At 46.8% G+C, this 13,266-nt stretch carries 12 protein-coding genes; 1 reads left to right on the top strand and 11 read right to left on the bottom strand.

Translation table 11 applies throughout. From position 1 onward, the window contains the following. Positions 1–156 precede the first annotated feature (156 nt). On the top strand, positions 157–678 hold the full coding sequence (locus ACYVR3_RS00620; protein WP_057152237.1) for a DUF2507 domain-containing protein: 522 nt from the start codon (positions 157–159) through the stop codon (positions 676–678). Between the two features lie 430 nt (positions 679–1,108). Here ACYVR3_RS00620 and trxA read toward each other — a convergent pair whose 3' ends face one another. The 11 genes from trxA to yajC all read right to left on the bottom strand — a co-directional run bounded on the left by trxA (position 1,109) and on the right by yajC (position 13,229). Continuing rightward, positions 1,109–1,429, bottom strand: coding sequence for a thioredoxin (gene trxA / locus ACYVR3_RS00615; protein ID WP_054736248.1), 321 nt, complete (start codon positions 1,427–1,429; stop codon positions 1,109–1,111). A 90-nt stretch (positions 1,430–1,519) separates the two neighbouring features. After that, positions 1,520–3,883 (bottom strand): endonuclease MutS2, encoded by a 2,364-nt coding sequence (locus tag ACYVR3_RS00610; RefSeq protein WP_461242690.1) that lies wholly within the window; start codon positions 3,881–3,883, stop codon positions 1,520–1,522. A 53-nt stretch (positions 3,884–3,936) separates the two neighbouring features. Beyond that, the gene (locus ACYVR3_RS00605; protein ID WP_054736250.1) at positions 3,937–4,233 is read right to left on the bottom strand and encodes a cell division protein ZapA; all 297 of its coding nucleotides are present in this window, start codon (positions 4,231–4,233) and stop codon (positions 3,937–3,939) included. A 114-nt stretch (positions 4,234–4,347) separates the two neighbouring features. After that, a complete protein-coding gene (locus ACYVR3_RS00600) occupies positions 4,348–4,677 on the bottom strand; it encodes a DUF1292 domain-containing protein (protein WP_054736252.1) in 330 nt (109 codons plus the stop codon). A 19-nt stretch (positions 4,678–4,696) separates the two neighbouring features. Further along, positions 4,697–5,128, bottom strand: coding sequence for a Holliday junction resolvase RuvX (gene ruvX / locus ACYVR3_RS00595; protein ID WP_054736254.1), 432 nt, complete (start codon positions 5,126–5,128; stop codon positions 4,697–4,699). After that, positions 5,128–5,397 carry an IreB family regulatory phosphoprotein gene (locus ACYVR3_RS00590; RefSeq protein ID WP_054736255.1) on the bottom strand — a complete coding sequence of 90 codons (270 nt, stop codon included), beginning with the start codon at positions 5,395–5,397 and terminating at the stop codon, positions 5,128–5,130. The genes ruvX and ACYVR3_RS00590 overlap by 1 nt, the downstream gene beginning before the upstream one ends. A 226-nt stretch (positions 5,398–5,623) precedes the next feature. After that, complete coding sequence (alaS, locus tag ACYVR3_RS00585; RefSeq protein ID WP_461242689.1) at positions 5,624–8,269, bottom strand: alanine--tRNA ligase; 2,646 nt, start codon at positions 8,267–8,269, stop codon at positions 5,624–5,626. 348 nt (positions 8,270–8,617) lie between these two features. Further along, positions 8,618–9,985 carry a DEAD/DEAH box helicase gene (locus ACYVR3_RS00580; RefSeq protein ID WP_461242688.1) on the bottom strand — a complete coding sequence of 456 codons (1,368 nt, stop codon included), beginning with the start codon at positions 9,983–9,985 and terminating at the stop codon, positions 8,618–8,620. Between the two features lies 1 nt (position 9,986). Continuing rightward, entirely contained in the window at positions 9,987–10,946 is a 960-nt protein-coding gene (locus tag ACYVR3_RS00575; protein ID WP_054736260.1) for a DHH family phosphoesterase, read from the bottom strand. A 102-nt stretch (positions 10,947–11,048) separates the two neighbouring features. Continuing rightward, positions 11,049–12,155, bottom strand: coding sequence for a DNA polymerase IV (gene dinB / locus ACYVR3_RS00570; protein ID WP_461242687.1), 1,107 nt, complete (start codon positions 12,153–12,155; stop codon positions 11,049–11,051). 666 nt (positions 12,156–12,821) lie between these two features. Further along, a complete protein-coding gene (gene yajC, locus ACYVR3_RS00565) occupies positions 12,822–13,229 on the bottom strand; it encodes a preprotein translocase subunit YajC (RefSeq protein ID WP_461242716.1) in 408 nt (135 codons plus the stop codon). Positions 13,230–13,266 lie beyond the last annotated feature (37 nt).

The raw sequence follows: 13,266 nt of genomic DNA, 5'->3' as shown, positions 1-13,266 counted from the left end.
CGCTTCGCCTTTTATCTTACTTGAACTTATATTATTCACCAAAATAACAGCGGTTGCAAGCAAAGCAATCATTTCTTAAGTTATGATAATCCACTTGCAATTTGAACGCTTTCCATTGTAATCTAAACGTAATAGCTATTTAGGATGGAGAAAATTATGGATAACCAGATTTACGCACACTACCTTAATGATCCAGCAACCGCGCCATTGTTTGGTAAAGCCCTTCTTCGGGACGTCGTTTTGACTGACATCTTGGGTGCTGACGCCGGTAACATCGCTTATTGGGAGGGAAAACAACTCGCCCGCCGTTTTGAATTGGGTAACGTCACTGATATTGCACTGTTCTTTGAACAAGCCCAACTCGGACACCTAACGCTTGATAAACAAACCGCTAAAGAATGGCGGTTTACCCTAACCGGCTTACCAGTTAGTGCTCGACTAAGCTACACTGAAACTGCAGCGCCGTTTATGCTTGAAGCTGGTTTTCTTGCCCAAAGCGTCGAACAAATGATTGGCGTTGTCGCTGAAACCGAAGCTCAGGATCCGCAAAAAAACCGCCATGCAGACGCCGTTAGCTTAATTGTCCACTTAGACCCCAAAGACGCCACTAGCGACCCTCACGAGCTCAATCCAATGACGCTCACGCACCCTGACACACCGAGTGCGCCTCAAGGTTAATCATTTAATTAAACTCGCATGTACCCATTTCATGGGGACGTGCGTTTTTTTATTACGTTTGTGTCCAGCGTAAGTGTGCGGAGCGAGACGGGTTGAGAGCAGTGTGCAAGGTAACATCGGTGAAGGCGCCCGGGCCTGGCGGGTTTACCGATGTTACCTTGCATGCAGCTCTCAGTCTCGCGCAGCACCATTCGGCGTGGTGGCCAGAAAGCACGTGGTTGACAAGTTCCTACATCTTCAGGAACCCTGGAAATAACAGTTTAAGTGGCGCCGAATTTTGTAACCTGAGAGCGCCGGTTTTCGTGCGGCTTTGGCAAGCGAAGCGATGGCAAACAGCCAACACCCAAATCACACCCAACGCTTACGTTGGACACAAACGACAGCAAAAAACGCCATCCAATCACTCGGATGACGTTTTTAAACGTTGCAATTATGCTTCGACGTATTGGGTCAGCAATTGCTTTAATTGATCTTTTGTGTGGTAACCAACAACGGTGTCAACCACTTGACCATCCTTTTTAACAAGGAGGGTTGGGATACTCATGATGCCAAATTGTTGTGGCGTGTTTGGGTTAGCGTCAACGTCCATCTTGTTGAACGTCACTTGATCCGCCATATCCTCAGATAATTGTTCGACAACGGGTGATTGCATCCGACAAGGACCACACCAAGTTGCCCAAAAATCGGTTAACGTAACACCGGTTGCAGTATCTTTTTCAAAAGTTGAATCCGTGGTTTCTAAAACAGCCATAAAACGTTCCCTCCCTTATTCATTTACAATTAGTAAGTTTACCAGCTTTTACCAAAAGTACAAGCAAAATGCACTTCTAAAATCGGCAACTTACAGGTTTACAACAGTTGAGCCATCGCCACCAGCGTTAGCAGGTGAAAAGCCGAATGATTTCACTCGGCGATTCGATTGCAGGTACTCCGTAACCCCTTGACGCAGGGCCCCAGTCCCTTTCCCATGGATGATCGTCACTGATGGATAACCCGCCAGTAACGCTGAATCGATAAACCGATCCACTTCCGCCATGGCCTGTTCGTAACGGTGACCCCGAAGATCAAGAGTTGGCGATACGCCACTTGAGCGTGTTCGCCGTACCGTTGCTTTAGGTTGTGGCTCTTTCTTGATTTCTTCAGCACTGACGCGTTCGAGATCAAGGTCTTCGATTTTCATCTTCAAAATGCCCATTTGCACTTCAAAGTGGTGCGCATCCAATTTATCCATGATAACGCCACGTTGCCCATAAGACTTAACCAGAACTTCGTCACCCTTCTTAAATGCATGACGGCGCTTTTCGCGGTTCAAGACCCGGTTCTTTTTCAGCTGTTGATCTTGCTGCAAGGCATTGATTTGCCCCTTGGCATCGATCAACTGGTTTTCTTTGATCACCGTCTTACCGGCTTGTAGTTGTTTCTTACGGATATCACGGATAATTTCATCCGCACGAACCCGCGTCTTTTCAACGATTTGATTGGCCTTGTCCTTAGCCGATTCCGTCAACTGATCCTTTTGATTTTGATAACGTTCAAATTGCGCCTTTAAGTCATCATGTAACGCCTGACTATCCGCTAATTCTTTAGCAGCCGCTGCAGCGTCTAGGTCAGCCTGACGCTTTTGAGCAGTCAAATCAGCAATCATCTGGTTCAGATCTTGACTATCACTATCCGTTAAACTCCGCGCTTCATCAATAATCGTTTGTTTGATGCCCAGTCGAGCCGCAATTTCTAACGCATTGCTTCGACCAGGAATCCCAATCAATAATCGATAAGTTGGTTGCAACGTTTCCGTGTCAAACTCCATGCTGGCGTTAATCGTTTCCGGACGATTATAGCCATAAGCTTTAAGTTCAGGATAGTGGGTGGTCGCGATGACTTCACTACCAATCGCACCAATGTCATCCAGAATCGCCATGGCGAGGGCTGCCCCTTCTTGCGGATCAGTCCCGGCACTTAATTCATCGACAAGGATCAAGCTATGGTCAGTTGCATCTTTCAAAATATTAACGATGTTTTCCATATGTGACGAGAACGTACTCAAGTTTTGTTCAATCGATTGTTCATCACCAATATCGGCAAAAATCTCATCAAACAACCCAACTTGACTATGCTCGTTAGCCGCAATAAATAACCCAGATTGAGCCATCAATTGTGCTAACCCAACCGTCTTCAGCGTAACGGTTTTCCCACCAGTGTTCGGTCCGGTCACGATAATGGCTTTATAGGTCGTTCCAAGTTCAATGTCGTTGGCAACCACTTTATCCGCCGCAATCAACGGGTGCCGGGCTTGCCGCAACGCAATTTGATTATCGGCAGACAAAATCGGTTCCGTCGCTTTAATTGCATGCGCATAATGCGCTTTGGCGTTAATGAAGTCCAGATGACCCAAGACGGTTGCATTCTCTAAGATTTCTGTTTGGTATGGCCGTAATAATTCTGATAGTTCGAGTAAAATCCGGCGTTCTTCTTGCCGTTCCTCGATTTGAGCCTCACGGAGTTGGTTGTTTTTCACAACCACCCCTTCTGGTTCGATATAGAGGGTCTGCCCACTGGCACTTTGGTCGTGGACAATGCCGCCAAACCGTTGCTTATACTCGGCCTTAACGGGTAACACGTAGCGGTCGTCACGAATCGTCACTAAGGTATCGCTCAGGTATTTGGCATTCTTTCCCCGAGTATAACCCGCCATTTGTTCACGAATCGTGCCCTCAAGCGTTGTGATCTTTCGGCGAATTCGTTTCAGGTCTGGTGAGGCTTCATCGGTTAACCGGCCGTCATCTTCTAAGGAAACTGATAACCGCTTGCTAACCTCTGGTAAATGGATCAAATCAGCGACAACCGTGTATAACCGTCGTAATTCAACGGGCTTTTGCTGGAGGTCATCGAAGAAACTAACCACCCGCTGAACCGTTTTTAAAACCCGACTGATTTGTGCTAATTCGGTCCCACTCAGGGTCCCCTCAATGGATAAACGTTTGATGTGTGGCGTAATATCCGCTAACTTAGGCAGTGGAATACCGCCCTCTAACCGTAAAATATCAGCCCCATCTCGAGTATCGTCAATCGCTTGTTGGACGGTTGCTAAGTCATCGGATGGCGTCAGTTGCGCAAGTTCAGCGCTACCGGCCGCCGATACCAAATATTGGCGTAGTTGTTGTTTGATCTGCTCAAACGCCATTGTTTTAAAAATTTTCTCGTTCATTTTAATCTGTACTCTCCTAGCTTGCCGATTACTTCAACAAAAGTACCAGCAGTCTAATCGGTTGGCCGTTCGGTAGGCGTTTTTTGGGCCTTTTGAAGTCGGTCCAATTGCGTTGCCTTTTCAAGTTGATCTGAAATAGCGTTAAACGCAAGCAAAATCGCCGCTTCTTCCTTGGTCATCGACGGTGCGAGTTGCTTTAATTGGTTCAATTGTTGATTCATCAACGTCGTCACCGCCCGCATGTGCGCTTCGGAGCGGCTACCAACGATGGTATAGGTCTGACCGTCAACAACGGCTTTAAACCGCCGCCGTTGTGGGTTAACCTCATCATCCGTTTCGTGCAAAACCATTTCCCCCAAACTTTGGCCCTAAAAAGGACCCTAAACCTCATTTAGCCGCTGACCCGATTCGGACCAGCGGCTAAATGGACTCACACGTCAGTGACTGACGTGCATCGTAATAACTTACTCAGGATCTGGGACACCCCAGTCTTGATCAGAGGCATCAGTGCCGCCGCCGTTCAAGAAGGTGTTTAACATGGATTCAACCATGTCCCATTCTTCGTCAGATTCGATTGGTAACAAGTCGCCGCCTTGAGGATCGGCAGGGTCGTCGCCATCAGCTAATTGGTAAGCTTGAATGTCAACTTCCTCATCGTCAGCCTTACCAGCTGGGTAAAGCAAAATGTATGATTTGTTAAAATCAGGTGATTTGAAGGTAAATAGAACGTTGTATAGCTCTTCGTTGCCTTCTTCATCGACAATGGTAATTTGTTGTTCGTTGTTTTCACTCATAGTTGTACGCCTCACTTTTTTATTTAGTTAACGGGCCTTGGCGATCCAAGTAATTTTGAAGAATCAAGCTAGCAGCAAGTTTATCGATCACTTGCTTACGCTTCTTTCGCGACGTATCCGCTTCTTCAACGAGCATCCGTTCAGCCTCGACAGTGGTTAGCCGTTCATCTTCAAAATCAACGGGTAAATCAAAGGTTGCTTTTAGTAACTCACCATAATTCTGTGCAGCTTCAGCGCGAGGACCTAAGCTATTATTCATATTCTTAGGCAATCCTAGCACAAACCCAGTCACTTCATACTGGCTCACCAGTTCCTTGACTCGGTCGATGCCAAATTGTTCTTCATCCTCATTGATCCGGATGATCTCAACGCCTTGCGCAGTCCAGCCAAGCAGGTCACTCATGGCAACCCCGACGGTTCTTGATCCGACATCTAATCCCATTAATCGCATTACTTTGTCAACGTCCCATTCTCATTGAGGTAGAAGCGGACCAGTTCTTCGATAATCTCATCACGTTCGTGCTTGCGAATCAGGTTCCGCGCATCATTGATACGGGGAATGTACGCCGGATCGCCAGACAGTAGATACCCAACAATCTGGTTGATCGGGTTGTACCCTTTTTCTTCAAGCGCCTGATACACTGTTACCAGCGTATCATGAACGTCCTTAGGTTGTTTGTCACCAAAATTAAAATACATGGTTTTATCTAACGTACTCATGATCACACCTCCACCGATGTTATTTAACTTCATTTTACCGGATAACGGCAGTCACGACAACGAATGACCCACGATGTAACTAATTCGTAATACTCTTAGTTGCAATTAATCGCGTGATAAACAGTACCTTAGTCATCTCAAACTCGTCCTGAAATCCCCAATCAGCGGGGTCCGTTACCGACTGATCATGAACGATCAGCCATCGGCCTCCAACTAGTTTAACACGTTATGCTAAATTTGCCAGCCAATTAGTTGCTTCGGTCATGGCATCTTGTAGGCCAGCTGGGTTCTTCCCACCAGCTTGCGCCATGTTAGGACGACCACCGCCACCACCGTTGATCTTTGGTGAAATGGCTTTGATCAAGTCACCAGCCTTCAGACCGTCTTTGATCGAGTCATCACTGACAGCAGCAATCAAATTGGCTTTTTCGCCAACTTGTGCCCCAAGTACCAGCACGTCTGACAAGTTCTTTTGACGCCAAGTATCAGCTAATTGACGCAGTTGATCCATTGAAGATACCTGAACGACACCCGTAATCAACTGCTTGCCATTAACCGTTTGAACGTTGTCAAAGATTTGACCAGCTTGTTGACTTGCTAACTTCGCTTCAAGACTATCAGCCTTGTTGGTCAAGGCTTTGATTTGGTCTTGTAATTGACTGATCTTGCCAGGCACTTCACTCACTTGTTGCGCCTTCAAACTACCAGCAGCTTGTTCCAACAATTGATCATGGTCGTTCAGATAAGCAAATGCATCGCCAGCCGTTACGGCTTCGATCCGGCGAGTACCGGCACCGATCCCGGTTTCAGAAGTGATTTTGAACAGTCCAAGTTCGTTGGTGTTCTTAACATGAGTCCCACCACAGAATTCGATTGAGAAGTCACCGATGGAAACAACGCGGACCTTATCACCGTATTTATCACTAAAGAGCGCAATGGCCCCCATCTTCTTACCAGTTTCCTGATCCGTTTCAACGGTCGTTACTGGGATTTCTTCAAAAATCTTTTCGTTAACGATGGCTTCAACCTTAGCCAGGTCCGCTTCAGTGACTTGACCAAAGTGGGTAAAGTCAAATCGCAAGTAATTTGGTTCAACCAATGAACCAGCTTGTTGCGTGTGTTCACCAAAGACGTTCCGAAGTGCTTGGTCAAGCAAATGGGTTGCCGTATGGTTCTTTTCAACCTTGCTGTGGAAGTGCTCGTTAACCTTTAACGTTACCGTTTCGCCAACCTTGATGGCCCGGTTCAACTTCAACGTGTGCAGATTTTGACCGTTTGGTGCGTGTTGAACATCTTCAACGGTGGCAATCACGTTACCATCGGCATCTAATACGTCACCTTGGTCAGCAATTTGGCCACCCATTTCAGCGTAGAATGGCGTCTTGTCAAAGATGACTTGAGCTAAACCACTTTCAGCAGCGTCAACGATCGCCCCATCAGCGAGAATGTCGCTGATCTTAGCATCATCAACGGCTAATTGGGTGTAACCAACGTATTCGCTTGGTGACTTAATGCCGATCAATAGATCAGTTTGAACCCCCATCGAGTTATCTGAATTCCGAGCCTTACGAGCGCGGTCACGTTGTTGTTGCATCTCAGCTTCAAAGCCGTCTTCATCAACGCCGATTCCTTCGTCAAAGGCGTATTCACGCGTTAACTCAACTGGGAAACCATACGTATCGTAAAGCTTGAAGGCTTCAGCACCATCAATTTCTTTTTGGCCGGCTTTCTTGGTTTCAGCAATCAAGGCGTTCAACAAGTTTAAGCCATCCGTTAAGGTTTCGTTGAACCGGTCTTCTTCAGACTTCACAACCTTCGCAATGTAGTCGCTGTTTTCCAAAACTTCTGGGTAAAAGGCCTTCATCGCTTCGCCGACAACGGGCACTAACTTGTACAAGAACGCCCCGTCAACGCCTAATTTTTGGCCATTGACAACGGCCCGACGAATCAAGCGACGAATAACGTAGCCCCGACCTTCATTTGAAGGCAATGCTCCGTCACCAATCGCAAAGGTAATTGCGCGGGCGTGGTCAGCAATGACTTTGAAGGAAACGTCTTCCTTGGCATCTTCACCGTATTTTTTACCATCACTGTAAGTTTCAGTTGCGTGGATCATTGGTAAGAATAAGTCGGTTTCAAAGTTGGTTTTCGCGTGTTGGAACACGGAAACGACCCGTTCAAGGCCCATCCCAGTATCAATATTCTTCCGTGGTAATGGCTTATATGAGCCATCTGGTTCGTGGTTGAATTGTGAGAACACGATGTTCCAAACTTCAAGGTAACGTTCATTTTCGCCACCAGGATAGTTTTCAGGATCATCATCGGCCAAGTTGTTAAAGGACTGACCACGATCGTAGAAGATTTCACTATCGGGGCCTGAAGGGCCTTCACCAATATCCCAGAAGTTATCTTCGGCTTCAATAATGTGATCTGGGGCAACACCAACCTCTAGCCAACGCTTTTTAGCAGCGTCGTCCTTAGGATAAACCGTCATGTAGAGTTTTTCTGGATCCCAGCCAAACCAGTCGTCTGACGTTAAGAGTTCCCAAGCCCAAGCGATTGCTTCATCCTTAAAGTAATCCCCAACGGAGAAGTTCCCCAACATTTCAAATAACGTGTGGTGGCGCGCAGTCCGGCCAACGTTTTCAATATCGTTCGTCCGAATACTCTTTTGAGAGCTGGTCATCCGGGGGTTCTTAGGTACAACTGACCCGTTAAAATAATTCTTCATCGTGGCAACCCCAGAGTTGATCCAAAGCAATGTTGGGTCATCTACTGGCACTAACGATGCACTTGGCATGATGGTGTGACCCTTACTCTTGAAAAAGTCCAGGTACATCTGCCGAATCTGACTACTACTTAGTTCCTTCATGACAATTCTCCTTTAAAAATAATAAAACACCGCTGCTAGTAAAGACGCCATAGACGCGGTACCACTTTACTTGCAACGATGTTGATCGTTTACCTCTTAAGCTCATTACGCTGAGCAACGGTTATTCTATTAGTCGACGAGGGAGCACCTTAGTTAAGAGTCGTTTTTCACAGCACCCAAAACGTTTCTGAACCTCCAGCCCTAAGGCATGTCCTCGCTGATTGCACGATACTTAGTATACTTGGCGGACCGGGGTTAGTCAAGCTGAACTCTAAGTCGACGCACTAAAGTCAAAACGCACTCGTTTCAGCCAAAATGGCCACAAACGAGTGCGTCATTGATGAATTTCTATTTCTCTGTATAACGTTGAGAAGCAGACTTCTTTTGTTTCTTCGCTGTCCGTCGATCTTGCCGTTGCTTGATGCGGCGGTCGTACATTTGTTCTTTTGAAATGGCTTTTTGAATCTGACGTTTATAGCCAGGCTTGACCTTTTTCTTCTTCTTGTGAATCTGACCAGCAAGGGCGCCAGAAATTTTAACTGACTTCTTCCCCCGTTTTTGGCGCCGGTTACGGTCAAATGAATCCACGATCTCACCGTTTTTAATTTCCTTCGGCTTGAATTCAATGCCCATGGCTTCCAACGCTTCGATTTGCTCTTCTTCATCGGGTGAGTAGAAAGTGATTGCCGTCCCTGGCAAGCCCTTCCGACCAGTCCGACCAACCCGGTGAATGAAGTAATCGAGGTCTTCTGGGATACCATCGTTAATGACGTGTGAAACGCCTTCAATGTCAATTCCGCGAGCGGCTAAGTCAGTGGCCACAACGAATTGGAAGTCCAGGTTTTGAACTTCACGCATCACCCGTTTACGTTGCCGAGCAGGCACATCACCGTGAATCACAGCAACTTTGAGGTTTTGATCCTTCAAGTAGTTTGCAATTTCAATGACCCGTTGCTTCGTGTTGGCAAACACTAAGGCTAAGTATGGTTCACCCATCGTTAATAACTGGTAGATCAACGCATTCTTAGAATGGCCCTTGGTGGCTAACAGCCAGTTATCAATGGTTGGACTGATCACTGACTGAACTGGAATCTCTTCCACAACTGGGTTAACTAGGTATTTTTTCAAAAATGGCCGTAATTTAGTTGGAATCGTTGCCGAAAAGACCATCATCTGGAGCTTTTCTGGCATCCGAGCAGCAATTTGGTCGACGTCTTCCAAGAACCCTAAATCAAAGGTCATGTCGGCTTCATCGACAACAAATTGACGCGCAGTATGCACATCAAGTGCGCCACTCTTGATCAAATCCCGAATCCGACCTGGTGTCCCGATGACAAGTTGGGGTTGTTCGCGTTCGAGTTTTTCAATTTGGCGTTGCTTATCAGTCCCACCCACGTAGTTGCCTAACTTAAGTGGTTCTGGACTGTGCTTAGCGAGCTGCTTGGCATCACCATAAATTTGGTACGCTAATTCCCGACTAGGGGTGGTGATCACGGCTTGAACCTCATGGTTATCCGCCTCTAATGCGTCAAAAATTGGCAGTAAGAAGGCGTGGGTTTTCCCACTCCCCGTTTGAGATTGGCCAATAACGCTGCGTCCTTCCCGAATTACGGGAATCATCTTCGCTTGCACCGCTGTTGGTTCTTTAAAATCGAGTTCGGTCAGTGCCGTTAGTAAAAATGGCTTTAACCCAAACTCCGTAAAGGATTGACTCATTCTATTCTCCTTGTTCTTGTAATAACGCATCGAGTTCTTTGATGACTTGTTGGATCTCGTCATCATCGTGTGCTAAGGCGCCACTAGCAAGGGCGTGTCCGCCACCGCCGTGGTTCTTAGCCAGTTCGTTGATCGATGGGCCTTTTGACCGCAACCGAATTCTGAACGTGTGGTCCTTAGATTCCACAAAAATGGCCCACGCAACGACTTCCTTCAGGCGACCAGGCAATGGCACAATGGCACTTGTGCTCTCGTCACCTAACGCAAATGGTTCCAACACTTCGTCAGATAACTTCAAATAAGCCGCACCGCTTGGTAAAATCGTCAAATTTTCATAAACAAACGCTGACAGTCGGGCTAATGGAATCGAAATTTCATCTTCCTTTTGATTAATATCGCTTGCCGAAAAGTTGAAGGTCATCAACTGACCTGCGACCTGCATCGTATGCGATGACGTTGCCGGATACATAAACCGACCCGTATCACCAACGATGCCGGCATATAACACCCGCGCGGCCTCATCGGTACAAGTCAGTGCCGGTTTCATCGCCGTGTAAAAATCAAAAATCAACTCCGACGTACTTGATGCTTCTGGCATCACCCACATTGGGTCACCGAACGCATCGTCATTAGGATGGTGATCAATTTTGATCAGCTGATCACCCGTTAGATAACGACTATCATCCACCCGTGGTTGGTTAGCGGTATCCAAGACCATCACTAGGGCGTCCTTGTAAACCTCATCCGCAATCTCATCAGTTTTACCCAACCAGTCAAATCCGGGGTACTGTTTTCCAACTGTATAAATCTTCTTTTCTGGAAAACTGGCTTTTAAGATTGCCGCCAAGCCCATTTGAGAGCCGATTGCATCTGGATCAGGTCGTTGGTGTCGGTGAATGATCACCGTTTGATGTTGTTTAATTGCTTCTAAAATTGCCGTTTGCGTTTCCTTTAATGTCATCGCTATCGCGTCACCTTTCCAACTGTCTCGTAAGTCGTCATTCCAGTATAACGTTTTCGACCCGGTTATTCAATAGCACAACAACGGGCGTTTATATCTCGACTAATCATCAAATAACGCCAATTTTACGTTTTCAAATGCAATTGGTGCTAACCCGGTCAAGGTTATCCCCAACAGCCGAATCCCTTCTTGATTTTCCGGCAACGAGGCCATGATTTGTTTTGCTAATCGCGCGTACAGTTGTGGATCATTCTCCAAAAAATCAGCTTCAGTAATTCGCTTAGTCTGAGTCTTAAAGTCACCATATCGGACTTTGAGCACTAATGTCCGGCCATGCATCTGTTGCTTGGTCACCGTTCTGGCCACCATCTCAGCTAATTTATCGAGTTGCGTATCGGCTTCGCTTTGCGTCGTCAAAAACGGCCAATAAGTTCGTTCCTTGCCAATCGACTTGCGATCGCGTTGATACTCAACTGGGCGATTATCGGCGCCCCGAACCCGTTGATAGAGCACTTCACCAAAGCGACCAAACTTTTGAATCAAGTCTAGTTCGTCCCACTGGTAAAGGTCGGCCCCGTTGTTGATGCCTAACTCGTGCATCTTCGGCACGGTCTTCTTACCAACGCCCCGAAACCGCTCAATTGGCAACTTCATTAAAAAGTCATGGGCATCCGCCGCATGGATAATGGTGATGCCCACCGGTTTACGGTAATCGGACGCTTCCTTCGCCAAAAACTTACTGTAGGAGACCCCAATCGAACTCGTCAGGTGAGTTTGATCCCAGATTTCAGCTTGCAATTTAATTGCCAGCTCAACCGGATCGGCAATTCCCGGCTTATTTTTCGTCACGTCAAGGTAGGCTTCATCAAAGGCGACGTATTCAGCAATGTCCGTGTAGTGGTGAAAAATCTCGTGAATCTGTTCCGATATCTCTCGGTAATGCGGAAAATTAGGTGAAATAAACGTTGCCTTTGGACACAGCTTTAGCGCTTGTTGAGACGGCATCGCTGAATGCACCCCATACTGACGAGCAACGTAATTCGCGGTTGTCACAACGCCTCGACCACCCGTGCGCCGCGGATCTTTACTGATCACCAATGGCACCTTCCGGTAAGCCGGTGTATCTCGTTCTTCAATTGACGCATAAAAAGCGTCCATATCCACGTGCAAAATTTGCCGGTGTGCGTCAATTTGAACCGGATTATCCATTGCTGATCACCTCCAATCACCGTCTGAATCATGCTTTTTCCATTATACCCGAACAAACGTTCATGGGCAATTATGGGGTATTAGTTAGCTGGTGACAATGGCACTTGTGGTCAATGTTCAGTAACCGCAATAAACCAACGATTGCGTGAAACTAAATTTGCCAGTTATGTGCTACGTTTTCGTGAACTTAATGCAGTTGTGCTGACATTCAGAATGCATCGCTATTCAGACACCGCAATGTGAATCGCTGATCGCTGATCAATTTAAACGTTTGTCGAATCAACGTCAGCCGTTATAATCCCGTAGTTAAGCGCTTGAGATGGTCTGCAGTGATGCCAAATTGCGTAATATGAGATTTCGGTCAGCGGCTAGGTGGATGCTGTGTCGCGATAATTGGTGGTTGTTGGTGTTTTTCCCAACAACCACCAATTACCGGGGACGAATTCAAGACTCGCACGGGTTTTAGCGAGGCTTGAATTCGAGGACTGAGACCGCTCTTCGGCTCAGACCGGCCCCACAGCAGGAACCTAGCCGCTGACCGGAATCGACAGTTCACGCAAATTAAACTTCACAAACTAAACAGAAGAATGCTTACGCTGGACACAAACAACAGTAACCAGAGCGGAGCAAACAAAAAAAATCCCCCAAAAATGGAGGATTCTCAAGTTACTTCGTTTCCGAAGCATCTTTGTCAGCATCATCAGCTGGCGTTGCGTCTGCTGGTTCAGCATCTGCTGAGTCAGTTTCTGCTTCGTCCTTAGCTGGTGTTGCTTCTTTGTCGTCAGTAACTGGTTCGCTGGCTGACGTTGCTGCAACTTCACTAGCTGCGGCTCGTTGTGATACGGTGGCAATTGCGCTCATATCAAAGACCAAGTAGATCCCGTCGCAATCCAAAGTAACCGTTTTGGCTTCCTTGTTGATTTCGTCGATGACCCCGTGTAACCGGCCAATCGTAACAACGTGGTCACCCTTTTTCAGTTGATTCAACGTGTCTTGATGCTTCTTTTGTTGCTTTCTTTGAGGACGAATCATCAAAAAGTACATCGCAACAATCATAACAACGATCAAGAGCATGCTAGAATAACCGCCTGCACCTGCACTTGCTAAAACT

It is taken from the genome of Secundilactobacillus muriivasis (assembly GCF_054785195.1).
This window is presented reverse-complemented; position numbering and strand designations above follow the sequence as displayed.

Bases quoted from the DNA above. Each gene is read 5' to 3' on its own strand.
- ACYVR3_RS00620 (WP_057152237.1), top strand. From the start codon at position 157: ATGGATAACCAGATTTACGCACACTACCTTAATGATCCAGCAACCGCG.
- trxA (WP_054736248.1), bottom strand. From the start codon at position 1,429: ATGGCTGTTTTAGAAACCACGGATTCAACTTTTGAAAAAGATACTGCA.
- ACYVR3_RS00610 (WP_461242690.1), bottom strand. From the start codon at position 3,883: ATGAACGAGAAAATTTTTAAAACAATGGCGTTTGAGCAGATCAAACAA.
- ACYVR3_RS00605 (WP_054736250.1), bottom strand. From the start codon at position 4,233: ATGGTTTTGCACGAAACGGATGATGAGGTTAACCCACAACGGCGGCGG.
- ACYVR3_RS00600 (WP_054736252.1), bottom strand. From the start codon at position 4,677: ATGAGTGAAAACAACGAACAACAAATTACCATTGTCGATGAAGAAGGC.
- ruvX (WP_054736254.1), bottom strand. From the start codon at position 5,128: ATGCGATTAATGGGATTAGATGTCGGATCAAGAACCGTCGGGGTTGCC.
- ACYVR3_RS00590 (WP_054736255.1), bottom strand. From the start codon at position 5,397: ATGAGTACGTTAGATAAAACCATGTATTTTAATTTTGGTGACAAACAA.
- alaS (WP_461242689.1), bottom strand. From the start codon at position 8,269: ATGAAGGAACTAAGTAGTAGTCAGATTCGGCAGATGTACCTGGACTTT.
- ACYVR3_RS00580 (WP_461242688.1), bottom strand. From the start codon at position 9,985: ATGAGTCAATCCTTTACGGAGTTTGGGTTAAAGCCATTTTTACTAACG.
- ACYVR3_RS00575 (WP_054736260.1), bottom strand. From the start codon at position 10,946: ATGACATTAAAGGAAACGCAAACGGCAATTTTAGAAGCAATTAAACAA.
- dinB (WP_461242687.1), bottom strand. From the start codon at position 12,155: ATGGATAATCCGGTTCAAATTGACGCACACCGGCAAATTTTGCACGTG.
- yajC (WP_461242716.1), bottom strand. From the start codon at position 13,229: ATGCTCTTGATCGTTGTTATGATTGTTGCGATGTACTTTTTGATGATT.